Source organism: Enterobacter cloacae complex sp. I2 (assembly GCF_014896205.1).
In the GTDB taxonomy this organism is placed as follows: Bacteria; Pseudomonadota; Gammaproteobacteria; order Enterobacterales; family Enterobacteriaceae; genus Enterobacter; species Enterobacter quasihormaechei.
This window is the reverse complement of record NZ_JADBRA010000002.1, coordinates 105,303-129,874: the sequence shown is the minus strand read 5'-3', so window position 1 is coordinate 129,874 and position 24,572 is coordinate 105,303. Positions and strand designations below refer to the sequence as shown.

Here is a 24,572-nt window from a genome sequence, read left to right as displayed (position 1 = left end):
AAACAATGCATAATCAATCCTTTATACTTATCTTATGATGCATAAACAGGAGTAGAGATGATCAACGATATTCTGGCCCCTGGCCTGCGGGTGGTGTTCTGCGGTATCAATCCGGGTAAGTCATCGGCGCACACCGGTTTTCACTTTGCTCATCCGGGAAATCGCTTCTGGAAGGTGATCCATCAGGCCGGTTTTACCGAAAAACAGCTTAAGCCGGAAGAAGAGCAGCAGCTGCTGGATACGCGCTGCGGTATCACCATGCTGGTCGAGCGTCCCACGGTGCAGGCAAGCGAAGTGAATCTGCATGAGCTGCGCACCGGCGGGCGGGAACTGGTGAAGAAGATTGAAGACTATCAGCCCGCAGCGCTGGCGATCCTCGGTAAGCAGGCCTACGAGCAGGCGTTCAGCCAGCGCGGTGCTCAGTGGGGTAAGCAAAACATTACTATTGGCGTAACGCAGGTGTGGGTGCTGCCGAATCCGAGCGGGCTGAACAGGGCGACGCTGGATAAGCTGGTGGAGGCATACCGGGAACTTGATGAGGCGCTGATGGTGCGGGGGCTTTAGATCCTCTGCGGCCTGAGGCCCTCTCCCACGGGGAAGGGAATAAACAAAAAAAAAGCTCCCGATTGGGAGCTTTTTGCTGTTTACCTGGGTTAGTCGTCCAGGAAGCTACGCAGCACTTCAGAGCGGCTTGGGTGACGCAGCTTACGCAGCGCCTTCGCTTCGATCTGACGGATACGTTCGCGGGTAACGTCGAACTGTTTACCCACTTCTTCCAGCGTATGGTCGGTGTTCATGTCGATACCGAAACGCATACGCAGCACTTTCGCTTCACGGGCGGTCAGGCCAGCCAGAACGTCGTGCGTGGCGGCTCGCAGGCTCTCGGTGGTGGCCGAGTCCAGCGGCAGCTCGAGGGTGGTATCCTCGATGAAATCACCCAGATGCGAATCTTCATCGTCACCGATTGGTGTTTCCATGGAGATAGGCTCTTTAGCGATTTTCAGCACTTTACGGATCTTGTCTTCCGGCATCAGCATGCGTTCAGCCAGCTCTTCCGGCGTCGGCTCGCGGCCCATCTCCTGCAACATCTGGCGAGAAATACGGTTGAGTTTGTTGATGGTCTCAATCATATGCACCGGAATACGGATGGTGCGCGCCTGGTCTGCGATAGAGCGGGTGATCGCCTGACGGATCCACCAGGTAGCATAGGTGGAGAACTTGTAACCACGACGGTATTCAAACTTGTCTACCGCTTTCATCAGACCGATGTTGCCTTCCTGAATCAGATCCAGGAATTGCAGACCACGGTTGGTGTATTTCTTGGCGATAGAGATAACCAGACGTAAGTTCGCTTCAACCATCTCTTTCTTCGCACGGCGGGCTTTCGCTTCACCGATAGACATACGACGGTTGATGTCTTTCACCTGCTCGATGGTCAGGCCGGTCTCTTCTTCAATCTGATGCAGCTTTTGCAGGCCGCGCTGGACGTCTTCTTTCACGTCGTGCAGCTTTTCAGACCACGGCTTGTTCATCGCGATAGCGGCGTTGAACCAGGTTTCGCTGGTTTCATTGCCGGTGAAGAGGGTAATGAAGTTCTTCTTCGGCATTTTGCACTGTTCAACGCACAGCTTCATGATGATGCGTTCCTGGGTACGTACGCGATCCATCATCACGCGCATGCTGTTAACCAGGTAGTCGAACTGTTTTGGCACCAGGCGGAACTGTTTGAACACTTCAGACAGTTTCAGGATCTCTTCCTGAGCGGCGGCATGGCTGCGGCCTTTCGCTTTGATGGTGTCACGCGTCACTTCGTACTGGGTACGCAGCTCGGCAAACTTCTCGCGCGCCAGTTCCGGGTCGATGCTGTTGTCGTCGTCGCTGCTGTCGTCGTCTTCTTCTTCATCTTCGTCTTCGTCGTCATCCATCTCTTCCTGAGACAGCTCAGAACCGACGTGAGTGGCGGTTGGCGCCATATCTTCTTCAGCGTTCGGGTCGACAAAGCCAGTGATCAGATCGGACAGACGCGCTTCTTCCGCTTCAACGCGATCGTACTGCTCCAGCAGATAGGTAATCGCTTCCGGGTATTCGGCAACAGAGCACTGAACCTGGTTGATCCCGTCTTCGATGCGTTTTGCGATGTCAATTTCGCCTTCGCGGGTCAACAGTTCAACGGTACCCATTTCGCGCATGTACATGCGGACCGGGTCAGTGGTACGCCCGATTTCAGATTCCACGCTGGACAGGACCTGTGCAGCAGCTTCTTCCGCATCTTCGTCAGTGTTGTTGGAGGTTTCAGCCAGCAACAGATCATCGGCATCCGGTGCTTCTTCCATCACCTGAATGCCCATGTCATTGATCATTTGGATGATATCTTCGATCTGATCTGAATCGACGATATCTTCCGGCAGATGGTCATTGACCTCGGCATAGGTCAGATAGCCTTGCTCCTTACCGCGTTGGACAAGAAGTTTCAGCTGTGACTGCGGGTTTTGCTCCATAAGACGGTATCCACACTTAATTCGTTTGATTGGTGTCGGCGATGAGGCTGCCAACCTTTAAAGCGAGGGCGTACTTATATTTTTGCCGCTGCCTCTCAGTGCGGCTGCCGGGGGCTTCCCGATCGATATTCGGCACTTAAGCCGTTAAATTTTTTATTTCTTCGCCAGTTCCTGGTTAATCATCCAGAGCTCCCGGCGTTCTTCGCTGCTTAAGCCATGGGTGCGCTCGCGAGCTATCAACTCTTCCTGGCGCAGCTCAAGCATCGAATCAAACATATGGTTGAGTGAGTCGGTGAACGTTTTTTCTGCGATATCCTTATCTGCTATATCGTCCCACATCGACAGTTTTTCAAGGGTAGCGGCCTCTTTTGTGCCGCGATAATGCTCTAAAAGTTGTCCGGTGGTCAGACCTGGCTGAGACAAACAAGTGTTGACCAATTCTGAAAATAAGCCAAGTCCGGGCAATTTTTCGTGGTTCAAACCCGCCAGCGACGGCACTTGCGGAGCAAGTTCGGGGTTTTGCACCAGTAACCCTATCAGTATACGCATGGTTGTGCGTTTTAGCTGAGGCGCCGGACGTGCCGTACCGTTTTCAGCCTGCTTTGGCATTAAACGTTCAAGCTGGCTGTCGTCCAGTATGCCGAGCTTGTTGCCTAGCTCCTGTCGCAGATAGATGCGCAGCGTTTCGCCGGGCACCTGGCTGATTAACGGCAGCGCCAGCGTACTGAGCCGCGCGCGCCCGTCCGGGGTACTCAAATCCACCTGCGGCATCAGGCTGTTAAACAGAAACGTGGAGAGCGGCTGTGCCTGCTCCATCCGTGCTTCAAATGCCGCTTTGCCCTCTTTACGCACCAGCGTATCCGGGTCTTCACCGTCGGGCAGGAACATAAAGCGTAACTGACGTCCGTCGGTCATGTACGGCAGCGCGGTTTCCAGCGCGCGCCAGGCCGCGTCGCGCCCCGCGCGGTCACCGTCGTAGCAGCAAATCACGTTGTTGGTGACGCGAAACAACAGCTGGATATGGTCCGCCGTAGTGGACGTACCCAGTGACGCAACGGCATAGTTAATGTCGTACTGCGCCAGCGCAACGACGTCCATATAACCTTCGACGACCAGAAGCCGCGGAGGTTCCGCATTTTCCTGCTGCGCTTCATAAAGACCGTACAGCTGGCGGCCCTTATGGAAAATATCGGTTTCCGGGGAGTTGAGGTATTTCGGCAGGGCATCACCCAGCACGCGACCACCAAAACCGATCACCCGGCCACGCTTGTCGCGGATCGGGAACATCACCCGTTCACGGAAGCGGTCGTAGCTTCGTCCCTGGTCGTTGGTGACCAGCATGCCTGCGTCGATGAGGGATTTACGATCTTCGCTATTGCCGCCAAAACGCTTTAACACGTTGTCCCAGCCGGGCGGGGCGTAACCAATAGCGAAACGCGCAATCACATCGTCGCTCAGTCCGCGCTTGTTCAGATACTGACGCGCAGGCTCAGCCGCAGAGTGCTTAAGAGACTGTTGATAAAACGAATTCAGGCCATCCATCAGTTGATACAGCGTTTGCCGCTGATGGCGCTCGATCTGACTTGGCCCACTGCCCGCTTCATACGGCACTTCAAGGTTATGCATCGCCGCCAGCTCTTCGACGGTTTCAACGAACTCGAGCTTGTCGTAGTTCATCAAAAAATCGACGGCATTACCGTGTGCGCCACAGCCGAAGCAATGGTAGAACTGCTTTTCACCGTTTACGGTGAAAGAGGGGGTTTTTTCGTTATGGAACGGACAGCACGCATGGTAGTTCTTGCCCTGCTTTTTTAGCTTCACCCGCGCGTCGATGAGATCGACGATGTCGGTTCTGGCAAGCAGGTCATTGATGAAAACGCGTGGGATTCTTCCGGCCATATGCCCCAAAAATTTAAGCGACTTATAAACGAAAACAAGCCGCGCATTCCTTCCGGAAGCACGGCCTTACGACTACAACTCTGTCTGTCAATTGAGGGCGTTGGCCCTCAACAGATTAGTACAGACGAGTACGGCGTGCGTTTTCGCGAGCCAGTTTCTTCGCGTGACGTTTCACAGCGGAAGCTTTAGCGCGCTTACGTTCGGTCGTTGGTTTTTCATAAAACTCACGACGACGAACTTCAGCCAGAACACCTGCTTTCTCGCATGAACGTTTGAAGCGACGCAGTGCTACGTCGAACGGCTCGTTTTCACGTACTTTAATTACCGGCATGTAACTCTCACCTTTAATAAATTCGGTTTGCCGCTGGCATCAACGCCAGCTTATTTCAAAATGGTGCGGAATTTTACTGCAAATGCTGCTGCTTTGTAAAGCACCGATGCGATTTTGAAAGGGACTTTAATAAGGGTGAGGAGTATACACGAGGCTTCTTCCTGGGGCGAACAAAGTTTTACAACAATCCGCCCAGGCTCTACACTGCGCGGTATTGAAACGAGGTAAAACAAGTCATGCGTGTACTGGGTATTGAAACATCCTGCGATGAAACCGGCATCGCCATTTACGACGACGAAAAAGGGCTTCTGGCCAACCAGCTGTATAGTCAGGTGAAATTGCACGCTGACTACGGCGGCGTCGTGCCTGAACTGGCCTCTCGTGACCACGTGCGTAAGACGGTTCCCCTGATTCAGGCGGCGCTGAAAGAGGCTGGGTTGAGTGCAAAAGATATTGATGCCGTGGCCTATACCGCAGGGCCGGGCCTGGTCGGTGCGCTGCTGGTCGGCGCAACGGTAGGGCGTTCGCTGGCCTTCGCGTGGGACGTTCCCGCCATTCCGGTTCACCACATGGAAGGGCATCTTCTGGCGCCGATGCTGGAAGACAATCCGCCCGAATTCCCGTTTGTCGCGTTGCTGGTCTCCGGCGGTCATACGCAGTTAATTAGCGTAACGGGTATTGGCAAGTACGAGCTGCTGGGCGAGTCGATCGACGACGCCGCCGGCGAAGCGTTCGATAAAACCGCCAAGCTGCTGGGCCTGGATTACCCGGGCGGCCCGATGCTCTCTAAAATGGCGGCGCAGGGAACGGAAGGGCGCTTTGTTTTCCCGCGTCCGATGACCGATCGTCCGGGGCTGGATTTCAGCTTCTCCGGGCTGAAAACCTTCGCGGCGAACACCATCCGCAATAACGACGACAGCGAGCAGACCCGCGCCGATATCGCCCGCGCGTTTGAAGACGCGGTGGTGGATACGCTGATGATTAAGTGCAAGCGCGCGCTGGATCAGACCGGGTTTAAGCGCCTGGTGATGGCGGGCGGCGTCAGCGCCAACCGTACGCTGCGCGCGAAGCTCGCCGAAATGATGCAAAAGCGTCGCGGGGAAGTGTTCTATGCGCGTCCGGAATTCTGTACCGATAACGGGGCGATGATCGCCTACGCCGGGATGGTGCGCCTGAACGCTGGCGCCACGGCTGACCTGAGCGTGTCCGTGCGTCCGCGCTGGCCGCTGGCGGAACTGCCGGAGGCGTGAGTTTTTTTGCCGGGCGGCACGTCGTTTGCCCGGCCTACGGTTTTGTAGGCCCGGTAAGCGCAGCGCCACCGGGCAATAACCGCACTACACCCGCAGCATCCCTTTCTCTTCCAGAAACGCAATAATCGTCCCCAGACCGTCACCCGCCTTCAGGTTGGTAAACGTCCACGGGCGCTCGCCGCGCATGCGGTTGGTATCGCGCTCCATTACCTCCAGCGACGCCCCCACGTAGGGCGCAAGATCGGTTTTGTTGATCACCAGGAAATCGGATTTGGTGATCCCCGGCCCGCCCTTGCGCGGAATTTTTTCCCCTTCGGCCACGTCGATCACGTAGAGGGTCAGATCCGCCAGCTCCGGGCTGAAGGTCGCGCTCAGGTTGTCGCCGCCGCTTTCCACGAAGATCAGGTCCAGATTGCCGAACTTCTCGCTTAACGCTTCTACCGCCGCGAGGTTCATTGAGGCGTCCTCACGAATAGCGGTATGCGGGCAGCCTCCGGTCTCTACCCCCACGATGCGCTCTGGCTCAAGCGCGCCCGCCTCGGTCAGGATGCGCTGATCCTCTTTGGTGTAGATATCATTAGTCACCACTGCCAGATGGTACGTGTCGCGCATCGCCTTGCAGAGCGCTTCCAGCAGGGCGGTTTTGCCCGAGCCTACCGGGCCGCCCACGCCAACGCGCAGGGGATGTTTGTAATCAGCCATGTTGACTCCTCAGGAACGAAATAGTCGTGAATATTGGGTTTCGTGGCGCGCAGAGGCGATGGCGGACAGCGGCGTAGCGGCCCCCAGCGCGTCGTCGCTGCGTGAGAAAGCCTGTTCAAACCCGGCGGCAAAATGGTCGCTCAGGTCGATAATCAGCTGCTGTGCGGCCTGCTGCCCGAACGGCACCAGCTTGACGCCCGCCATCACCGCGCTCTCAATCCAGCTGTAGCCGAGGCTCAGCGCCAGCTCGCGCGCGCCAATTCCCCAGCGCACGCCGAGCCACGCCATGCCGCCGAGCTGGCTTTGCATCAACAGCGGCAGCCATTCTGCCGGGCAGGCGGGTTCCCAGCTTTTAACCAGGCGCGTAAAGGCCGCGCCGCGGTTGCGTTCTTCCTCGCGCAGTTCGCGCGTTTCCCGACAGGCGAGCAGGTATGCCGTCCAGCGTTTTGCTGCTGCGACGTCCTGCTGCTCGCAGGCACGGTACAGGCGGATGAACAGCGGCAGGTCGACGCAGAAAAAGCTCTGCTCCATCTGCTGGATTTGCCAGCGTCTGAACGCGTCGGCGCTGGTGATCCACCCGGCCTCGACGGCCCACTCCAGCCCCTGCGACCAGGTAAACGACCCGACCGGCAGGCTACTGCTGGAGAGCTGCATCAGGCGCAGCCACTGGCGGGCGTGCTCCATTAGCTCATCAGCGCCAGCAGGGCGGAGACGATCAGCCCGCCGCCGAAGGTTTTACGCAGACCGTCGTGGCGGCGCAGCAGCAGCCCCGCCGCGAAGCTGGCGCCCAGCACCGTCGCGCTGGCGAGCATAAAACCGCTGGTGAACAGCCAGAAGCTGTGGCCAGACATCTCCACGCCGTGCGCCCAGCCGTGGAACATCGCCAGGGCAGGCACCGCCAGCAGCAGGCGTTTTTCGGTCTTAAACATCATTACGCCGCAGACCGCCAGCGAGGCGATAATCAGCATCTCCATGCCGCTAAAGCTGCCGAGCAGGCTGCCCGCAATCGCGCCAATAAGCATCATGCCGAGGGTGGCAAACGGCAGCAGGAGCCTGCGGCCGCTCAGCGCCGAGAGCACGCCCGCGCCGGTCAGCATCAGCAGGTGATCGAGCCCGGTAAGCGGATGGAGAAAGCCGGCCTGGAAGCTGTCGGTGCCGTGTCCCGGATGGGCAAGCGCCGGAACGGAAAAGGCCAGCAATAACAAGGGTAAATACTTACGCATGATGGATCCTTAATGTGAATGAGCGTGAGAGTGGCTATGGCTGTGAGCATCGCTGGCGTAAGCGCCCGCTTCCGGTTCAAACGGCAGGCTGGAGAAGATCACCTCCAGCCCGAACTGACGCAGCATGTCGTCAAGGACGTGGTCATGGTGGTAGCGCAGCTCGCCGGGCATAATTTGCAGCGGCACGTGACGGTTGCCCAGGTGGTAACAGGCGCGGGCGAGCAGGAACGGGTCGGTGCAGCGCACCACGGAAACCGACTCCGGAGCGGCGATCACTTCGATCACCTCGCTGCCGTCGTCGGTGGTCAGCAGATCCCCGTCGCGCAGCAGCAAACCGCGCGGCAGCAGCAGCCCGGCTTCGCGACCGTCGTTCAGCGCCACGCGGGCGCGGCTTTTCACCCGCACGTCAATGGGCAGCGTGACGCTGGCGGTGATCGGGTGCGCGTGGTCCAGGCGTTGGGTTAGATAGATCATCATCACTCCTCAGAACAGGAAATAGCGTTGCGCCATCGGCAAAACCTCTGCCGGTTCGCTGGTAATCAGTTCGCCGTCGACGCGTACCTCGTAGGTTTGCGCGTCAACGGTGATATTGGGCTGTAAATCGTTGTGGATCATGTCGGCCTTTTTCACCGTCCGGCAGCCTTTCACCACTGCGGTAGCGCTTTGCAGGTTGAGCTGCTGCGGCACGCCACTGGCATGAGCAGCCTGCGAGATAAACGTCAGCCGCGTGGCGTGGCGTGCGGCGCCCAGGGCACCAAACATCGGGCGGTAATGCACCGGCTGCGGCGTGGGGATCGAGGCGTTGATATCGCCCATCGGCGCGCAGGCGATCATCCCGCCTTTGACGATGGTGGCCGGTTTTACGCCAAAGAAGGCGGGGGACCAGACCACCAGATCCGCCAGCTTGCCCGCCTCAATCGATCCCACTTCATGGGCGATGCCGTGGGTCAGCGCCGGGTTGATGGTGTATTTGGCGACATAGCGCTTCACCCGGAAGTTGTCGTTATCGCCGGTCTCTTCCGGCAGCGCGCCGCGCTGAACCTTCATGCGGTGCGCCACCTGCCAGGTGCGGATAATCACTTCCCCCACGCGGCCCATGGCCTGCGAATCTGACGAGGTGAGCGAGAACGCGCCGATATCGTGCAGCACGTCTTCAGCGGCGATGGTCTCCCGGCGAATGCGGGATTCGGCAAACGCCACGTCCTCGGCGATATCCGGGTCAAGGTGATGGCAAACCATCAGCATGTCGAGGTGCTCGTCGATGGTGTTAACCGTGTAGGGCAGCGTTGGGTTGGTGGAAGAGGGCAGAATATTCGGGTGCGCGCAGGCGGTGATGATATCCGGCGCGTGGCCGCCGCCCGCGCCTTCGGTATGGAAGGTGTGGATGGTGCGCCCGCCGATGGCCGCCAGCGTGTCTTCGACAAAACCGGACTCGTTCAGCGTATCGCTGTGCAGCGCCACCTGAATGTCCATCTCTTCAGCCACCTCCAGCGAGCAGTCGATCGCCGCGGGCGTCGCGCCCCAGTCCTCGTGGATCTTAAGCCCGATGGCGCCGGCGGCGATCTGCTCGCGCAGGGCGTCCGGGTTTGATCCGTTTCCTTTGCCCAGCAGGCCAATATTCACCGGCAGCGTATCGGCGGCCTGCAACATGCGGGCGATATACCACGGCCCCGGCGTGCAGGTGGTGGCGTTGGTGCCTGCCGCGGGGCCGGTGCCGCCGCCGATCATGGTGGTGACGCCGGAAACCAGCGCCTCTTCCGCCTGCTGCGGACAGATCCAGTGAATGTGGGTGTCGATCCCGCCGGCGGTGACGATCTTCCCTTCGGCGGCGATGACTTCCGTTGCGGCACCGATCGGGATCGTCACGCCGGGCTGAATATCCGGATTTCCGGCTTTGCCGACGGCGAAGATCCGCCCGTTCTTCACGCCGATATCGGCCTTCACGACCCCCCAGTGATCGACGATCAGCGCGTTGGTGAGCACCAGATCCACGCAGTCGTCGGCGGTCATCTGCCCTTGCCCCATGCCGTCGCGGATCACTTTTCCGCCGCCGAATTTAACTTCTTCGCCGTAGATCGTGAGATCGTCCTCCACTTCGATCCACAGCTCGCTGTCCGCCAGCCGCACTTTATCCCCGGTAGTGGGGCCAAACATATCGGCATACGCCTGGCGCGAAATGTCAGCCATGTTTCACCTCTCCCATGACCTCGCCGCGAAAGCCAAAAATGCGCTGAGCGCCCGTCACCTGAACCAGCGTCACCTCTCGCTTCTGGCCTGGCTCGAAGCGCACGGCAGTGCCCGCCGGAATGTTCAGCCGGTAACCTTTGGTGGCTTCCCGGTCAAACTTCAGCGCGGGGTTGACCTCGTAAAAGTGATAGTGCGATCCCACCTGGATCGGCCTGTCGCCGTGGTTTTCCACAATCACGCTTTGGGTGTCTCGCCCGACGTTGAGAGCAATGCTGCCGGACTGGATCCGGTATTCGCCTGGGATCATCACGCGTTCCTTACACGATCGGGTTGTGGACGGTGACGAGCTTGGATCCGTCCGGGAAGGTGGCTTCCACCTGAATATCCGGGATCATCTCCGGTACGCCCTCCATCACCTGATCGCGCGTCAGGACGTGGCGGCCCGCCTCCATCAGCGTGGCGACGGTTTCGCCGTCGCGTGCGCCTTCCATGATGAAGGCGCTGATCAGCGCGACCGATTCTGGATAATTGAGCTTTACCCCGCGCGCAAGGCGACGTTCGGCAACCAGCGCGGCGGTGAACAGCAACAGCTTGTCTTTTTCTCTGGGGGTCAGTTCCATAGCGTTTCTCTTATGTCTGCCAGATACGCGGCGAACAGGCGGTTTTGGGGGTTAACAGCGGGCGAAGCGACTGCCAGATATCGCGCATCATCCGCTGGCAAATAAGGTTGTCGTGGGAGAGAAAACGCACCGACAGCAGGCCGTCGGTGAGCGTTGCCCCGGCAACGTCTTCTGACGGGGTGAGCTGTTCGCGCACCGTGTCGAGATGTGCTTCCCGGGCCGGATAGAACAGCAGCGTGCCGACCCACGGATGGCCCGCGACGGGCGCGAGATCGCCTTCGCTGAGATGCTGGCGTTCAATCAGGCGCGGCTCGCCATCCACCCACACCTCAACGCGGCTCTCCAGCGTGCCGTGGCTGAAGGTTTCGTTTATCACCGGTCGCCCAAGGCAGTACAGCTCCCACGCCAGCAGCGTGCTGGTGGCGTGCAGGTGAAAGACGGAACGCAGCGCGGCGTGCGCACCGGGGAAAATTATGGTGTCTTGCGGCAGCCACTCCAGCGTAGCATCTTCGTCGAGATAAAAATGCTGATTGAGAGAGGCCTGCGGGCCGCTGCTGCGGTAGAACTTGCTGGCGCCGGGCATGGTGATAAGGGCATGGCTTTTGGCGTCGAGCCTCACAGAAATATCCAGCGTATCACCGCCCACAATCCCGCCTGGCGGGTGCAGCAGATAAAGGTGGCAGGTTTCCCCTTCGGGGTAAAACGGACGCTGAACGGTGAGCGGCCCGGTATGACGCGCGGAACGGAGGAGGGTTTTCTCAGGGGTATAACAAAACTGGAGGGCCAGCGATGCCTGCCAGCCTTTGTATGAATTATCAGTGACCTGAGTTGCTAACATGGTGCTTCCATTTCCGCACTATCGGGATACGTTTCAGTATGCCCTGGCAGAAATGAAGGCTGTCATATGAGTCGCTTATGGATAAAAAAACCGGCTCATGTGTGCCGGGTAAGCGCAGCGCCACCCGGCAAGAAAGGCTAGCGATAATCCTCTGCATCCACATCATACCCCGACGGCTCCCAGCGGATCGCCAGCAGGGACGCCAGTCCGATAAACGGCGCCAGCGCAATCACCCAGAACACGGCGGTATCCAGTGAGGCGACCAGCAGCGGGAACAGGAACAGCGATAGCGTGGAACTGCTGCGCATCAGCGTCTGGTTTAAGCCGACGCCCACGCCGCGCAGGGAGGTTGGATAGCTCAGAGAGGCAAACGTCATGGTGTGCGCGCCGGGTCCAAAACCCTGACCAAACAGAAACAGCGCCAGCATTGCGACGGCGACCACACCTTCCGTTGTTCCGTCAGGGCGGCCAATCAGCCCCAGCCCGAGCAGCGCCACAAGCTGGCAGGCGTAACCCGCCAGTGACATTCGCCACGCGCCGAAGCGCGGAACATAGCGCACCGCCAGCAGCCCACCGACAAACGCGAAAAGCAGATTAAGCGCGAGGGAGATCAGAATGGTGGTCAGCATCGACTGCACGAAGAAGCTGGAGATGATTACCGGGAGACCAAAGGCCACGGCGTTATAGGCGAACGAGGAGACAACCGACAGCAGCGTGGCGAGCGTGGTGCGCCGCAGATAGATACCACGGAACAGGTTCAGGTAGTTCGACCATTTAGCCTTATTGACCACCGGCGCGGGCTGGTCGAGCGCATCCTGTGGCACGTGGGCATTAATGTTGTACGACTGCCGTAAAATGGACGCCGCCTCTTTCAGGTTGCCCTGATTCGCCGCCCAGACCGGGGATTCGCTCATGTAGCGGCTGCGGATGGCGATAATCACCAGCGCGGGTACCGCGCCAAAGCCCAGTATCAGACGCCAGAGCCAGTCGCTGTGGCTTTCCGGCAGTACGGCGTAGAAAAAGAGAACCAGAAGGTAAGAGATGCTGATCGCCGCATACCAGGTAGGGCACCACATCGCGACGCTGGAGGCCTTATTCCCCGGGCCTTTCAGCCTGGCAAATTCACTGAGAAACGCCATCGCGACGGGAAGGTCGATCCCGACGCCAAGGCCCATCACAAAGCGCGCGCCCGCCAGCACATATTCATTCGGGGCCAGCGCGCAGGCGATAGCGGCGACGACAAAGAATACCATGTCGGCCATAAAGACGCGGTAGCGCCCGATTTTATCCGTGAGGTAACCGCCGAGCAGCGCCCCGACAATGGCGCCAAAGGTAATCGCCGAGGCCACCATGCCGGTACCGGCGGGCGTCAGGTTAAATTCGCGGGTGATGTCTTTGATACCAAAGGCCAGTGCACCCAGATCGTAGGCATCGAGGAAAATTCCCCCGAGCGCGATACCGACCACGATGCGGGCATTTGCCCGGCCCTGAGAGCCGTCGTTAACGAGACGTGAAACGTCCGAGGCGCTGCGTACCCACCTGATGTCACCATCCGGGGTGTTTCCTGCCGTTGGAAGGGGAGTTGCGTCTGTGATTTCTGCCATTTTCTTTTTGTGTAGTGGTGTTGTGTACCTAACAGTTACCACAGGCAGAAGGTGACAAAAATCACATTTGGTTATAAGGCATAACGAACGGTTTACTGAGCGTCTTTCTTCTTACGCTTGAGCTTCGTCCAGATCTTGGTTTCCTGACGACGCCACAGGCGCTGAATGTTGTCATGATGACGCAGCAGGATCAGGCACGAGAGCATCGACACCGGGAAGGTAAATTGCGGTTTGAACCACCAGACATAGAACGGAGCGATCAGCGCGCTGACGATGGCGCCCAGCGACGAATAGCCGCTGAGCAGGATGGTCAGCAGCCAGGTGCCCGCCATCACGCCGGTGAGATCCCAGCCGATAGGCGCAATCGCACCAAACGCGGTGGCAACGCCTTTGCCGCCCTTAAAACCAAAGAAAACGGGCCAGATATGGCCGACGCAGGCGGCGATGGCAATCAGCCCCAGCCAGAAGGGCGTGACGCCCAGCGCATACGCACCCCAGACGGGAAGCATTCCTTTCAGGACATCAAAAATCAAAACCGCTACGGCTGCTCCCTTGCCGCCAATTCGTAGTACATTGGTCGCCCCCGGATTCCCGGAACCACTTTCGCGTGGGTCGGGTAACCCCGCGATGCGGCAGACCAGAATGGCGCTGGAGATTGAGCCGCAAAGGTAGGCGAGGATGATCATTCCAGGCGCGATTGCACTCATAACGCTGTTCCGTTTTGAAAATGTATCTGTATTCTCAGCATCTGTGGATAATACGCATAATTCGCCGGAAGTGGTATCCGGTTTAGCCAAAAAGCAGGCAGGTCGTGATGGATATTGTATTTATAGAGCAACTTTCGGTAATCACCACAATTGGTGTTTACGACTGGGAACAGACCATCGAGCAGAAACTGGTGTTCGATATCGAAATGGGCTGGGATAACCGCAAGTCAGCAAAAAGCGACGATGTGAATGACTGTCTGAGCTACGCCGACATCAGTGAAGCGGTCATCGGCCACGTGGAAGGACAACGTTTTGCGCTGGTGGAACGCGTGGCGGAAGAGGTGGCGGAACTGCTGCTGAGCAAGTTTAACTCCCCGTGGGTGCGCATCAAGCTGAGCAAGCCGGGCGCGGTGGCGCGCGCCGCCAACGTGGGCGTCATTATCGAGCGTGGCACAAATCTGAAAGGAAAGATTTAACGTCATAATTGCTAAACCATTTTAGGTTATATCGGTCTTAACGCTGTATCTTTCACGGTTGTCCGTGTGGGGCACCGTTTTTTTATATCTTTTTAGGGGTTTATAGATGAGCGATATGCACTCGCTGCTGGTGGCGGCAATACTGGGTGTGGTCGAAGGATTGACGGAATTTTTGCCGGTGTCCAGTACGGGCCATATGATTATCGTTGGCCATCTGTTGGGCTTTGAAGGCGATACCGCAAAGACGTTTGAGGTGGTGATTCAGCTGGGCTCTATCCTGGCGGTGGTCGTGATGTTCTGGCGTCGTCTGTTTGGTCTGATCGGCATCCATTTCGGGCGTTTGCCGCAGCGTGAAGGAGAGGGCAAAGGGCGCCTGACGCTGATTCATATCCTGCTCGGGATGATCCCGGCAGTGGTGCTGGGGCTGGTGTTCCACGACACCATTAAATCGCTCTTTAACCCGATTAACGTGATGTACGCGCTGGTCGTCGGCGGCTTCCTGCTGATTGCCGCAGAAGTGCTGAAGCCAAAAACCACGCGTGCGGAAGGTCTGGACGATATGACCTATCGCCAGGCGTTTATCATTGGCTGCTTCCAGTGTCTGGCGCTGTGGCCGGGCTTCTCCCGTTCAGGAGCAACCATTTCCGGCGGGATGCTGATGGGCGTGAGCCGTTACGCCGCCTCTGAATTCTCATTCCTGCTGGCGGTGCCAATGATGATGGGCGCCACCGCGCTGGACCTCTACAAAAGCATCGACTTCCTGACCGTGGGCGACATTCCGATGTTCGCCGTAGGCTTTATCACCGCCTTTATCGTGGCGCTGATTGCCATCAAAACCTTCCTGCAACTGATTAAGCGTATCTCGTTTATTCCGTTCGCGATCTACCGCTTTATCGTCGCGGCTGCCGTGTACGTGGTCTTCTTCTGATGACCAACCGCCCTCAGTCTTTCGGCTGAGGGCAACGTTTTTCCTTCCACGCCGCTACCGCATCAATCCGCCGTTTCGTTAGCTCTTCGCGGATCGCCGGGCCTTTAAACCCAGCCTCCACCACCTCTTTCGTTGGCATCGCTTTTGCCACTTCCCACGCTTCGCGCAGCAAACGCCCCTGCGGGTAATCGGATGCTTCAAACCCGGTGCGGCCGCGCACGTCCGCTTCGCTGGTCAGCGCAATCTGCTCCACGCGCTGCGGCTTGCGCCAGGCGTCGATATTGTCGAACAGCTTAACGATAGTGGCGGGTTTGAGGATCGGGAAAGTGTGGATCAGGTCGTGAAATTCAGCGACCAGCTTTGCCAGGTCGCGAATGTCATTCGGCACGCGCAGGCGCTGGCACAGCCCGTCAACCAGCTTCACCCCTGCCGGGCCATGCCCGTGATGACGCGGCCAGAGTGCTTTAGGCGTTAATCCTTTACCGAGATCGTGACACAGGGTAGAGAAACGCACGTCCACCTCAGGGCTGAGCATGGCAGCCATGCTCAGCGTCATCAGGGTGTGAATGCCGGTATCAATTTCCGGGTGCCATTTCGCCGGGGCGGGCACGCCAAACAGCGCGTCTATTTCCGGGAACAGCACCTTCAGCGCTCCGCAGTCGCGCAGAACCTGGAAAAAGACCTGCGGGTTGCGGGTGGTCAGGGCGTTTTCGGTCTCTTTCCAGACGCGTTCTGGCGTCAGGTGTTCCAGCTCGCCCGCCTCGGTCATGGCCGTCATCAGCGCCATCGTCTCGTCGGCGATACGGAAGCTGAGATGGGCATAACGGGCGGCAAAACGCGCCACGCGCAGCACGCGAAGCGGATCTTCAGAAAAGGCGGGGGAAATATGGCGTAAAAGACGATCGCGCAGATCGTTCTGCCCGCCGTAGGCGTCGATGATATGGCCGTTTTCGTCCTGAGCCAGGGCGTTAATGGTGAGATCGCGGCGCAGCAGATCCTGCTCCAGCGTCACATCCGGTGCGGCATAACAGGTGAAGCCGGTATAACCGGAACCGGATTTCCGTTCCGTACGCGCCAGGGCGTACTCTTCCCGGCTTTGCGGATGGAGGAACACGGGAAAATCGCGGCCTACCTGCTGGTAGCCCGCGTCAATCATCGCTTCGGGCGTGGCGCCAACCACGACCCAGTCTTTATCTTTGACCGGCAGACCTAACAACGCATCACGTACCGCACCACCGACCAGATAACTCTTCACGCCTTACACTCCCGTTTTCTCTTTTCGCAAGATGATACGTAAGTGTGGCAGAGAAGACGAGTTAGTTCATCCAGCGGTCTTTACGTTTGCGGCTTGGGATGAGATGAGGAAGCACCAGGCCCAGCACCAGACCGACGCCCAGCACGCCGCCGCCATACATAAACCACTGCATGATGATGGTACGCTGTTTATCATCCAGCTGAAGGTTAGCGGCGTTTACTTTCTTCTGCGCGACGATCAGCTCGTTTTTCAGCTTCTGGTTTTCGTCTTTCAGACCGGCGATCACGCTGTCGCTTTGCGCGACTTTCTGCTGCATCTCTGCGGTGCGCTGGTTCCAGGTGCCGTCAATGTTGTTCAGCTTATCGGTCAGGGTTTTCACTTGATTTTCCAGATCCGGCACGCGGGTGCGCAGGCTTGGCACCGTGCTCAGCTCTTTCAGTGGGATCCACGAGGTGCGGCCGGAGCTGTCACGAACCTGACCATAATTTGTGTCTGCGTTAGTTTGCAGCAGAGTCACTTCCTCGCCGGCATTTACCGTACCCACGAGGCGATAATTGTCTCCAGGGCCGCTGCGTACCCAGGTGTTCAGTTCATCAGAAACGTAACGTTTCTCTTCAGCGTGGACCGCCGTTGCGGCGCTAAAAGCGAGTAAAGTAAGTCCAATCAGGCGTAATTTAAGCATATCAGTCGTTATTTTCATAAAAAGTGGAACGATAGTAGTGGTATCAGTGTCGCTACGCAAAGGATTCATCATCAATCGGAATCATCTGTGTCATGATTTCCACTGCTTTAAACTTTTACACCCGTCAAATTGCTCATTGCGTGGCAATTTGGCGCAAAATACTATGTACTGACAAACAAATGGCGAGGAAGTTCGCCTTCATCGACGCGTCTGTGACGCACGCAAAAGTACAAGGCTATGGCACAAGAGATTGAATTAAAGTTTATCGTCGAAAAAGACAGCGCTGACGCGCTCCGCCAGCATCTGAACACGCTGTCCGGCGAGCACCATGAACCCGTACAGCTGCTCAACATCTATTACGAAACGCCGGATAACTGGCTGCGCAACCACGATATGGGCCTGCGCATCCGCGGGGCGAACGGGCGCTACGAGATGACGATGAAAATCGCCGGTCGCGTGGTCGGCGGTTTGCACCAGCGTCCGGAATACAATATCGACATCAGTAAGCCAGAACTTGAGCTGGATCGTTTTCCGGCGGAAGTCTGGCCTGAAGGGACGCTGCCTGCAACGCTGTCGGCAGAAGCAAAACCGCTGTTCAGCACCGATTTCTGGCGCGAGAAATGGCTGGTGACGGAAGGCAAGAGCCGCATTGAAATCGCGTTTGATCGGGGTGAGATTAAGGCGGGTGAAGAGCAGGAGCCGATCTGCGAGCTGGAACTTGAACTGCTGGAAGGCGAGGCGAGCGATGTGCTGAAGCTGGCGCGCAAGCTGGTGAACCAGCCAGGCCTGCGTCAGGGCAGCCTGAGTAAAGCGGCGCGCGGCTATCACCTGGCCGCCGGGAATGCGCCGCGCGTGCTGCGGGAAACCCCGATTCTGCGCGTTGTGCCGAAAGCCAGCGTTGAGCAGGGCATGGAGGCGGCGCTGGAGCTGGCGCTCTCTCAGTGGCAGTACCACGAAGAGCTGTGGGCGCGTAACGTGAAAAACGCCAAAAAACAGGTGCTTGCTGCCATGGGGCTGGTGCGTCATACCCTGGCGCTGTTCGGCGGTATCGTCCCGCGTAAAGCGAGCGCTCACTTACGTGATTTGCTCACCCAAACCGAAACGCTGATGCTTTCCGACGTGTCGGCGCAAACGGCAATCTACAGCCCGCAAAACGCCAGCGCGAAACTGGCGCTGACCGAGTTTCTGGTGACCCGCGGCTGGCGCACCTTCCTGGATGCGAAAGGCCAGACCAAAATTGCGGAGAACTTCAAACGCTTCGCGGATATCCATCTTTCCCGTCACGCCGCCGAGCTGAGAACCACCTTCGCGCATCCGCTGGGCGACCAGTATGGCGACCAGATTCCCCGTCTGGCGCGTAACATCGACTGCATGCTGCTGCTGTCCGGTGCGTATGAGGGCGTGAAGGCGCAGGCCTGGCTGGAGAACTGGCAGGGGCTTCAGCATGCCATCGAGACCCGTCAGCAGATTGAGATCGAGCATTTCCGCAACGAGGCCATTTCGCAGGATCCGTACTGGCTGCACAGCGGAAAACGTTAATTCTGGCAAGGAACCCCTGATATGCCGCTTTCTTCGCAGTTACAGCAGCACTGGCAGACCGTTTGCGAACGTCTGCCCGAGTCGTTACCCGCGTCATCGTTAAGCGAGCAGGCGAAAAGCGTGCTCACGTTCAGTGATTTTGTGCAGGAGAGCATCAGCGCCAACCCGGACTGGCTGGCAGAGCTGGAAAGCGCGCCCCCGCAGGCTGACGAGTGGCGGCATTATGCTGGCTGGCTGCAAACCGCGCTGGAAGGGGTAGCGGATGAAGCCACGCTGATGCGCGTTCTGCGCCAGTTCCGCCGCCGGGTGATGGTACGCATTGCCTGGGCGCAGGCGCTGGCGTTGGTGAGCGAAGAGAGCACCTTGCAGCAGCTGAGCGAGCTGGCGCAGACGCTGATTGTTGCCGCGCGGGACTGGCTCTACGCCGCCTGCTGTAAGGAGTGGGGCACGCCGTGCAGCGAAGACGGGGTTCCGCAGCCGCTGTTGATTCTGGGGATGGGCAAGCTGGGCGGCTGCGAGCTGAACTTCTCCTCGGACATTGACCTGATTTTTGCCTGGCCGGAGAACGGCTCCACGCGCGGCGGTCGTCGCGAGCTGGATAACGCCCAGTTCTTTACCCGCCTGGGCCAGCGGCTGATTAAGGCGCTGGATCAGCCCACGCAGGACGGTTTTGTCTACCGCGTGGACATGCGCCTGCGTCCGTTTGGCGACAGCGGTCCGCTGGTGCTGAGCTTTGCTGCGCTTGAGGATTATTACCAGGAGCAGGGACGCGACTGGGAGCGTTACGCGATGGTCAAAGCGCGGATCATGGGCGACGGCGAAGACGCCTACGCCAACGAGCTGCGCGCCATGCTGCGCCCGTTCGTTTTCCGCCGCTACATCGACTTCAGCGTGATCCAGTCCCTGCGCAATATGAAAGGGATGATCGCCCGCGAGGTGCGCCGGCGCGGCCTGAAAGACAACATCAAGCTCGGCGCGGGCGGTATACGTGAAATCGAATTTATCGTGCAGGTCTTCCAGCTGATTCGCGGCGGGCGTGAGCCCTCGTTGCAGTCCCGCTCGCTGCTGCCGACGCTGAGCGCTATCGATCGGCTGCATCTCCTGCCGGAAGGCGACGCGCAAACGCTGCGGGAGGCCTATCTCTTCCTGCGCCGTCTGGAAAATCTGCTGCAAAGCATTAACGACGAACAGACCCAGACGTTGCCCGGCGACGAGCTGAACCGGGCGCGTCTGGCCTGGGGCATGCGGGTGGATGACTGGGCGGCGCTGACGGCACGACTGGAAGCCCATATGGCGGGCGTGCGCCGCATCTTTAACGATCTGATCGGCGACGACGAAAGTGAATCGCAGGACGACGCGCTCTCCGAGCACTGGCGCGAACTGTGGCAGGACGCGCTCCAGGAAGATGACACCACGCCGGTGCTGGCCCACCTCAGCGACGACGCCCGCCATCGCGTGGTGGCGTTGATTGCCGATTTCCGCCTTGAGCTGAACAAGCGCGCCATTGGCCCGCGCGGTCGGCAGGTGCTGGATCATCTGATGCCGCATCTGCTGAGCGACGTCTGCTCCCGCGAGGATGCGCCGGTGCCGCTGTCGCGCATGATGCCGCTGCTGAGCGGGATCGTCACGCGTACCACCTACCTGGAACTGCTGAGCGAGTTTCCCGGCGCGCTGAAGCACCTGATTTCCCTCTGCGCCGCCTCGCCGATGGTCGCCAACAAGCTGGCGCGTTATCCGTTGCTGCTGGACGAATTGCTCGATCCGAATACGCTCTATCAGCCGACGGCGACGGACGCCTACCGCGACGAGCTGCGCCAGTATCTACTGCGCGTGCCGGAAGAGGACGAAGAGCAGCAGCTTGAGGCGCTGCGTCAGTTTAAGCAGGCGCAGATGCTGCGCGTGGCGGCGGCGGATATCGCCGGTACGCTGCCGGTAATGAAAGTGAGCGATCACTTAACCTGGCTGGCGGAGGCGATCATCGACGCGGTAGTCCACCAGGCGTGGGTGCAGATGGTGGCCCGCTACGGCCAGCCGACGCACCTTGCCGACCGCGAAGGCCGTGGATTTGCGGTGGTGGGTTACGGCAAGCTGGGCGGCTGGGAGCTGGGCTACAGCTCCGATCTGGATCTGATTTTCCTGCACGACTGCCCGGTTGACGTAATGACCGACGGCGTACGTGAAATCGACGGGCGGCAGTTCTACCTTCGCCTGGCCCAGCGCATCATGCACCTGTTCAGCACCCGCACTTCGTCGGGCATTCTGTACGAGGTGGACGCGCGTCTGCGCCCGTCCGGCGCGGCAGGCATGCTGGTCACCTCGACAGACGCTTTTGCTGACTATCAGAAGAACGAAGCCTGGACGTGGGAACATCAGGCGCTGGTGCGCGCCCGCGTGGTGTATGGCGATCCGCAGCTCAAAACGCAGTTCGATGCGATCCGCAAGTCAGTCATGACGACCCCGCGCGAGGCCAGCACTTTGCAAACTGAAGTGCGTGAAATGCGTGAGAAAATGCGCGCGCATTTGGGCAACAAACATCGGGATCGCTTTGATATCAAAGCCGATGAGGGCGGAATTACCGATATTGAGTTCATCACCCAGTATCTGGTGCTGCTGCACGCGCACGACAAGCCGAAGCTGACCCGCTGGTCCGATAACGTGCGCATTCTGGAACTGCTCGCACAGAACGACATCATGGACGAGCAGGAGGCCCAGGCCTTAACCCGCGCCTACACCACGCTGCGTGATGAGCTGCACCACCTGGCGTTGCAGGAACAGCCGGGCCATGTGGCGCTGGACTGTTTCACCGATGAACGCGCGCAGGTGACCACAAGCTGGCAGAAGTGGCTGGTGGAACCGTGCGTAACAAAACAAGTGTGATATTATCGCGCGCAAATTGTGAATCTTTCTGGAGTCAGGAATGAAAGTAACACTGCCAGAGTTTGAACGTGCTGGAGTTATGGTTGTCGGTGATGTGATGCTGGATCGCTACTGGTATGGGCCGACCAGCCGTATCTCTCCGGAAGCGCCGGTGCCGGTGGTTAAGGTCGACACCATTGAAGAGCGCCCAGGCGGCGCGGCAAACGTGGCGATGAACATCGCCTCGCTGGGCGCGCATTCGCGTCTGGTGGGCCTGACCGGCATTGACGATGCGGCGCGTGCGCTGAGTCAGTCGCTGGCGGACGTGAACGTGAAGTGCGACTTCGTTTCTGTTCCGACACACCCAACCATCACCAAGCTGCGCGTGCTGTCGCGTAACCAGCAGCTGATCCGCCTCGATTTTGAAGAAGGGTTCGAAGGCGTTGATCCTGAGCCGCTGCACGAGCGCATCAGCCAGGCGCTGGGCAATATCGGCGCGCTGGTGCTGTCGGATTATGCCAAAGGTGCGCTGGCGAGCGTGCAGACCATGATCCAGCTGGCGCGTAAAGCCAGCGTACCGGTGCTGATCGACCCGAAAGGCACCGATTTTGAGCGCTATCGCGGCGCAACCCTGCTAACGCCAAACCTTTCTGAGTTCGAAGCGGTGGCGGGCAAGTGCAAAACGGAAGAAGAGCTGGTTGAGCGCGGCATGAAAATCATCGCTGATTTCGAGCTGTCTGCGCTGCTGGTCACCCGTTCTGAACAGGGCATGACGCTGCTGCAACCGGGCAAGGCACCGCTGCATATGCCAACCCAGGCGCAGGAAGTGTACGACGTGACCGGTGCCGGTGATACGGTGATCGGCGTGCTGGCGGCGACGCTGGCGGCGGGTAACTCCCTGGAAGAGGCGTGCTACTTCGCGAACGCCGCGGCGGGCGTGGTTGTCGGTAAACTCGGGACCTCCACCGTTTCGCCAATCGAGCTGGAAAACGCGGTGCGCGGGCGTGCGGATACCGGCTTTGGCGTCATGACCGAAGACGAGCTGAAGGTGGCCGTTGCCGCCGCGCGCAAACGCGGTGAAAAAGTGGTGATGACCAACGGTGTGTTCGACATCCTGCACGCGGGTCATGTTTCGTATCTGGCGAACGCGCGCAAGCTGGGCGATCGCCTGATTGTGGCGGTCAACAGCGATGCGTCGACCAAACGTCTGAAAGGCGAAACGCGCCCGGTTAACCCGCTGGAGCAGCGTATGATCGTGCTCGGCGCGCTGGAAGCGGTAGACTGGGTGGTGTCGTTTGAAGAAGATACCCCGCAGCGCCTGATTGCCGGGATCCTGCCTGACCTGCTGGTGAAGGGCGGCGATTACAAGCCAGAGCAAATCGCGGGTAGCGAAGAGGTCTGGGCGAATGGCGGTGAAGTGATGGTGCTCAACTTTGAGGACGGGTGCTCCACCACCAACATCATCAGGAAGATCCAGAAAGACAGTCAGTAAAAAAACGGGCCAGCTGGCCCGTTTTTTTATGTCGGGTGGCGGCTGCGCCTTACCCGACCTACGCGATCATCCAGGCCCGGTAAGGCAGAGCCGCCACCGGGCACAACAGGCCGCACTTACTCCTGGTCATCCACCGGCGGAATAGCCGGAGCCGGCTTCACTTCTTCCGGCGCATTACGGTTTTCCAGATCGCTCAGACGCTGTTCCAGCAGCGCCAGCTTCTCGCGGGTGCGCAGCAGAACCTGAGTCTGCACGTCAAACTCTTCGCGGCTGACTAAATCAAGGCGAACCAACTGTGCCTGCAACGTCTGGCGGATTTTCTTCTCAACGTCATCACCAAACTCACGAATGCCTTTCGGCATGGACTCATGAACCTGACGCGCGATCTGCTCAATTTTCTTTGGGTCAATCATTGTCGTTTCCCTTGATGAAAAGGTGTTAGTGCCTATTGTAGCGCGTCATGCCGCGGGTTAAACAAAATTGTTTGAAGCTTATGCATTGCCCAGGGTAATCAATAGCGTTATAGTTATCTCGCTTATTCTCAGGGCGGGGCGAAATTCCCCACCGGCGGTAAATCAGCTTAGCGCTGAAAGCCCGCGAGCGCTTTGGGTGAATTCTCAAAGGTCAGCAGATCCGGTGTAATTCCGGGGCCGACGGTTAGAGTCCGGATGGGAGAGAGTAACGATCAAGTCGGGCGAGGCCCGCTCACGTTATTTTTTTGCCGCTTGTACGGCGCTCCTAAGACTGCCCTGATTCTGGTAACCATAAAGTTAATGAGGTTTTTTTACCATGAATCAGACGCTACTTTCCTCTTTTGGCACTTCAACTCAACGTGTTGAACATGCACTGGATGCACTGCGCGAAGGCCGCGGCGTGATGGTGCTGGACAACGAAAATCGTGAAAACGAAGGCGATATGATTTTCGCCGCCGAAAACATGACCGTTGAGCAGATGGCGCTGACCATTCGTCACGGCAGCGGCATCGTATGCCTGTGTATTACCGAAGACCGCCGCCAGCAGCTTGAGCTGCCGATGATGGTTGAAAACAACACCAGCGCCTTCGGGACCGGTTTTACCGTGACCATTGAAGCGGCGCATGGCGTAACCACCGGCGTGTCGGCGGCTGACCGCCTGACTACCGTCCGTGCAGCCATTGCCGATGGCGCGAAACCTTCCGATCTGCACCGTCCTGGCCACGTCTTCCCGCTGCGCGCGCAGCCGGGCGGCGTGCTGACCCGTGGTGGTCATACCGAAGCGACCATCGATCTGGTGACGCTGGCTGGCTTCAAGCCTGCGGGCGTCCTGTGCGAGCTGACCAACGATGACGGCACCATGGCGCGCGCGCCGGAGTGCATCACCTTTGCCCGTCTGCACAACATGCCGGTGGTGACGATTGACGATCTGGTGGAGTACCGCCAGGCGCACGAGCGTAAGGCCAGTTGAACGCGCTGACGTGAAAAAGCCGGGGAAACCCGGCTTTTTTGT

Annotated in this window: 24 protein-coding genes and 1 riboswitch; of the genes, 8 read left to right on the top strand and 16 right to left on the bottom strand. The window is 58.7% G+C overall.

The window, feature by feature from the left end; translation table 11 throughout:
* The first annotated feature begins 57 nt into the window (after positions 1–57).
* On the top strand, positions 58–564 hold the full coding sequence (gene mug / locus IM300_RS02765) for a G/U mismatch-specific DNA glycosylase (protein ID WP_063451124.1): 507 nt from the start codon (positions 58–60) through the stop codon (positions 562–564).
* Positions 565–653: 89 nt separating this feature from the next.
* Here mug and rpoD read toward each other — a convergent pair whose 3' ends face one another.
* The 3 genes from rpoD to rpsU form a co-directional block, all read right to left on the bottom strand.
* Entirely contained in the window at positions 654–2,498 is a 1,845-nt protein-coding gene (gene rpoD / locus IM300_RS02760; RefSeq protein ID WP_006812010.1) for an RNA polymerase sigma factor RpoD, read from the bottom strand.
* A gap of 153 nt (positions 2,499–2,651) precedes the next feature.
* Entirely contained in the window at positions 2,652–4,397 is a 1,746-nt protein-coding gene (gene dnaG / locus IM300_RS02755) for a DNA primase (protein ID WP_063867680.1), read from the bottom strand.
* A 115-nt stretch (positions 4,398–4,512) separates the two neighbouring features.
* Complete coding sequence (rpsU, locus tag IM300_RS02750; protein WP_001144069.1) at positions 4,513–4,728, bottom strand: 30S ribosomal protein S21; 216 nt, start codon at positions 4,726–4,728, stop codon at positions 4,513–4,515.
* 236 nt (positions 4,729–4,964) lie between these two features.
* Here rpsU and tsaD point away from each other — a divergent pair, with 236 nt between their 5' ends.
* Complete coding sequence (tsaD, locus tag IM300_RS02745; RefSeq protein WP_193035207.1) at positions 4,965–5,978, top strand: tRNA (adenosine(37)-N6)-threonylcarbamoyltransferase complex transferase subunit TsaD; 1,014 nt, start codon at positions 4,965–4,967, stop codon at positions 5,976–5,978.
* An 84-nt stretch (positions 5,979–6,062) separates the two neighbouring features.
* On the opposite strand, the gene ureG is transcribed toward tsaD, so the two are convergent.
* The 10 genes from ureG to plsY form a co-directional block, all read right to left on the bottom strand.
* Positions 6,063–6,680: an urease accessory protein UreG gene (gene ureG / locus IM300_RS02740; protein ID WP_063867682.1), complete on the bottom strand. Its 618-nt coding sequence runs from the start codon at positions 6,678–6,680 to the stop codon at positions 6,063–6,065.
* Between the two features lie 9 nt (positions 6,681–6,689).
* Complete coding sequence (locus tag IM300_RS02735) at positions 6,690–7,364, bottom strand: urease accessory protein UreF (protein ID WP_193035205.1); 675 nt, start codon at positions 7,362–7,364, stop codon at positions 6,690–6,692.
* Positions 7,364–7,903 carry a HupE/UreJ family protein gene (locus tag IM300_RS02730; RefSeq protein WP_193035203.1) on the bottom strand — a complete coding sequence of 180 codons (540 nt, stop codon included), beginning with the start codon at positions 7,901–7,903 and terminating at the stop codon, positions 7,364–7,366. Before IM300_RS02730 ends, IM300_RS02735 begins: the two co-directional genes overlap by 1 nt.
* Positions 7,904–7,912: 9 nt before the next feature.
* Positions 7,913–8,377, bottom strand: a complete 465-nt coding sequence (gene ureE, locus IM300_RS02725) for an urease accessory protein UreE (protein WP_193035256.1) — start codon at positions 8,375–8,377, stop codon at positions 7,913–7,915.
* 9 nt (positions 8,378–8,386) lie between these two features.
* Positions 8,387–10,090, bottom strand: a complete 1,704-nt coding sequence (gene ureC, locus IM300_RS02720) for an urease subunit alpha (RefSeq protein ID WP_193035201.1) — start codon at positions 10,088–10,090, stop codon at positions 8,387–8,389.
* Positions 10,083–10,397: an urease subunit beta gene (locus IM300_RS02715; protein WP_063451131.1), complete on the bottom strand. Its 315-nt coding sequence runs from the start codon at positions 10,395–10,397 to the stop codon at positions 10,083–10,085. The genes ureC and IM300_RS02715 overlap by 8 nt, the downstream gene beginning before the upstream one ends.
* Positions 10,398–10,407: 10 nt before the next feature.
* Positions 10,408–10,710: an urease subunit gamma gene (locus IM300_RS02710; protein WP_063438602.1), complete on the bottom strand. Its 303-nt coding sequence runs from the start codon at positions 10,708–10,710 to the stop codon at positions 10,408–10,410.
* A 10-nt stretch (positions 10,711–10,720) separates the two neighbouring features.
* Positions 10,721–11,548, bottom strand: a complete 828-nt coding sequence (locus tag IM300_RS02705; protein ID WP_193035199.1) for an urease accessory protein UreD — start codon at positions 11,546–11,548, stop codon at positions 10,721–10,723.
* Positions 11,549–11,685: 137 nt separating this feature from the next.
* The gene (locus IM300_RS02700) at positions 11,686–13,152 is read right to left on the bottom strand and encodes an MFS transporter (protein WP_193035197.1); all 1,467 of its coding nucleotides are present in this window, start codon (positions 13,150–13,152) and stop codon (positions 11,686–11,688) included.
* A 92-nt stretch (positions 13,153–13,244) separates the two neighbouring features.
* On the bottom strand, positions 13,245–13,859 hold the full coding sequence (gene plsY / locus IM300_RS02695) for a glycerol-3-phosphate 1-O-acyltransferase PlsY (RefSeq protein ID WP_022649440.1): 615 nt from the start codon (positions 13,857–13,859) through the stop codon (positions 13,245–13,247).
* A 107-nt stretch (positions 13,860–13,966) separates the two neighbouring features.
* Here plsY and folB point away from each other — a divergent pair, with 107 nt between their 5' ends.
* Together folB and bacA are read left to right on the top strand one after the other, a co-directional pair.
* Positions 13,967–14,335 carry a bifunctional dihydroneopterin aldolase/7,8-dihydroneopterin epimerase gene (gene folB / locus IM300_RS02690; protein ID WP_063451134.1) on the top strand — a complete coding sequence of 123 codons (369 nt, stop codon included), beginning with the start codon at positions 13,967–13,969 and terminating at the stop codon, positions 14,333–14,335.
* A gap of 106 nt (positions 14,336–14,441) precedes the next feature.
* Complete coding sequence (bacA, locus tag IM300_RS02685) at positions 14,442–15,263, top strand: undecaprenyl-diphosphate phosphatase (protein WP_193035195.1); 822 nt, start codon at positions 14,442–14,444, stop codon at positions 15,261–15,263.
* A gap of 13 nt (positions 15,264–15,276) precedes the next feature.
* On the opposite strand, the gene IM300_RS02680 is transcribed toward bacA, so the two are convergent.
* Both IM300_RS02680 and IM300_RS02675 read right to left on the bottom strand, forming a co-directional pair.
* The gene (locus tag IM300_RS02680; RefSeq protein ID WP_193035193.1) at positions 15,277–16,518 is read right to left on the bottom strand and encodes a multifunctional CCA addition/repair protein; all 1,242 of its coding nucleotides are present in this window, start codon (positions 16,516–16,518) and stop codon (positions 15,277–15,279) included.
* Positions 16,519–16,579: 61 nt separating this feature from the next.
* Positions 16,580–17,200, bottom strand: coding sequence for a TIGR04211 family SH3 domain-containing protein (locus tag IM300_RS02675; RefSeq protein WP_001303390.1), 621 nt, complete (start codon positions 17,198–17,200; stop codon positions 16,580–16,582).
* A 237-nt stretch (positions 17,201–17,437) separates the two neighbouring features.
* Here IM300_RS02675 and IM300_RS02670 point away from each other — a divergent pair, with 237 nt between their 5' ends.
* The 3 genes from IM300_RS02670 to hldE are packed head-to-tail and all read left to right on the top strand — an operon-like array spanning position 17,438 to position 23,087.
* The gene (locus tag IM300_RS02670; RefSeq protein ID WP_193035191.1) at positions 17,438–18,739 is read left to right on the top strand and encodes an inorganic triphosphatase; all 1,302 of its coding nucleotides are present in this window, start codon (positions 17,438–17,440) and stop codon (positions 18,737–18,739) included.
* A gap of 21 nt (positions 18,740–18,760) precedes the next feature.
* The gene (glnE, locus tag IM300_RS02665; protein ID WP_193035189.1) at positions 18,761–21,616 is read left to right on the top strand and encodes a bifunctional [glutamate--ammonia ligase]-adenylyl-L-tyrosine phosphorylase/[glutamate--ammonia-ligase] adenylyltransferase; all 2,856 of its coding nucleotides are present in this window, start codon (positions 18,761–18,763) and stop codon (positions 21,614–21,616) included.
* 40 nt (positions 21,617–21,656) lie between these two features.
* A complete protein-coding gene (gene hldE / locus IM300_RS02660; protein ID WP_063867704.1) occupies positions 21,657–23,087 on the top strand; it encodes a bifunctional D-glycero-beta-D-manno-heptose-7-phosphate kinase/D-glycero-beta-D-manno-heptose 1-phosphate adenylyltransferase HldE in 1,431 nt (476 codons plus the stop codon).
* Between the two features lie 116 nt (positions 23,088–23,203).
* On the opposite strand, the gene ubiK is transcribed toward hldE, so the two are convergent.
* Positions 23,204–23,500 carry a ubiquinone biosynthesis accessory factor UbiK gene (gene ubiK / locus IM300_RS02655; protein WP_063451141.1) on the bottom strand — a complete coding sequence of 99 codons (297 nt, stop codon included), beginning with the start codon at positions 23,498–23,500 and terminating at the stop codon, positions 23,204–23,206.
* Between the two features lie 120 nt (positions 23,501–23,620).
* A riboswitch (FMN riboswitch) is annotated at positions 23,621–23,771 on the top strand.
* Positions 23,772–23,876: 105 nt separating this feature from the next.
* Here ubiK and ribB point away from each other — a divergent pair.
* Entirely contained in the window at positions 23,877–24,530 is a 654-nt protein-coding gene (ribB, locus tag IM300_RS02650) for a 3,4-dihydroxy-2-butanone-4-phosphate synthase (protein WP_063451142.1), read from the top strand.
* Positions 24,531–24,572 lie beyond the last annotated feature (42 nt).

Coding starts and splice junctions, on each gene's coding strand:
- mug (WP_063451124.1), top strand. CDS start 58: ATGATCAACGATATTCTGGCCCCTGGCCTGCGGGTGGTGTTCTGCGGT.
- rpoD (WP_006812010.1), bottom strand. CDS start 2,498: ATGGAGCAAAACCCGCAGTCACAGCTGAAACTTCTTGTCCAACGCGGT.
- dnaG (WP_063867680.1), bottom strand. CDS start 4,397: ATGGCCGGAAGAATCCCACGCGTTTTCATCAATGACCTGCTTGCCAGA.
- rpsU (WP_001144069.1), bottom strand. CDS start 4,728: ATGCCGGTAATTAAAGTACGTGAAAACGAGCCGTTCGACGTAGCACTG.
- tsaD (WP_193035207.1), top strand. CDS start 4,965: ATGCGTGTACTGGGTATTGAAACATCCTGCGATGAAACCGGCATCGCC.
- ureG (WP_063867682.1), bottom strand. CDS start 6,680: ATGGCTGATTACAAACATCCCCTGCGCGTTGGCGTGGGCGGCCCGGTA.
- IM300_RS02735 (WP_193035205.1), bottom strand. CDS start 7,364: ATGGAGCACGCCCGCCAGTGGCTGCGCCTGATGCAGCTCTCCAGCAGT.
- IM300_RS02730 (WP_193035203.1), bottom strand. CDS start 7,903: ATGCGTAAGTATTTACCCTTGTTATTGCTGGCCTTTTCCGTTCCGGCG.
- ureE (WP_193035256.1), bottom strand. CDS start 8,377: ATGATCTATCTAACCCAACGCCTGGACCACGCGCACCCGATCACCGCC.
- ureC (WP_193035201.1), bottom strand. CDS start 10,090: ATGGCTGACATTTCGCGCCAGGCGTATGCCGATATGTTTGGCCCCACT.
- IM300_RS02715 (WP_063451131.1), bottom strand. CDS start 10,397: ATGATCCCAGGCGAATACCGGATCCAGTCCGGCAGCATTGCTCTCAAC.
- IM300_RS02710 (WP_063438602.1), bottom strand. CDS start 10,710: ATGGAACTGACCCCCAGAGAAAAAGACAAGCTGTTGCTGTTCACCGCC.
- IM300_RS02705 (WP_193035199.1), bottom strand. CDS start 11,548: ATGTTAGCAACTCAGGTCACTGATAATTCATACAAAGGCTGGCAGGCA.
- IM300_RS02700 (WP_193035197.1), bottom strand. CDS start 13,152: ATGGCAGAAATCACAGACGCAACTCCCCTTCCAACGGCAGGAAACACC.
- plsY (WP_022649440.1), bottom strand. CDS start 13,859: ATGAGTGCAATCGCGCCTGGAATGATCATCCTCGCCTACCTTTGCGGC.
- folB (WP_063451134.1), top strand. CDS start 13,967: ATGGATATTGTATTTATAGAGCAACTTTCGGTAATCACCACAATTGGT.
- bacA (WP_193035195.1), top strand. CDS start 14,442: ATGAGCGATATGCACTCGCTGCTGGTGGCGGCAATACTGGGTGTGGTC.
- IM300_RS02675 (WP_001303390.1), bottom strand. CDS start 17,200: ATGCTTAAATTACGCCTGATTGGACTTACTTTACTCGCTTTTAGCGCC.
- IM300_RS02670 (WP_193035191.1), top strand. CDS start 17,438: ATGGCACAAGAGATTGAATTAAAGTTTATCGTCGAAAAAGACAGCGCT.
- glnE (WP_193035189.1), top strand. CDS start 18,761: ATGCCGCTTTCTTCGCAGTTACAGCAGCACTGGCAGACCGTTTGCGAA.
- hldE (WP_063867704.1), top strand. CDS start 21,657: ATGAAAGTAACACTGCCAGAGTTTGAACGTGCTGGAGTTATGGTTGTC.
- ubiK (WP_063451141.1), bottom strand. CDS start 23,500: ATGATTGACCCAAAGAAAATTGAGCAGATCGCGCGTCAGGTTCATGAG.
- ribB (WP_063451142.1), top strand. CDS start 23,877: ATGAATCAGACGCTACTTTCCTCTTTTGGCACTTCAACTCAACGTGTT.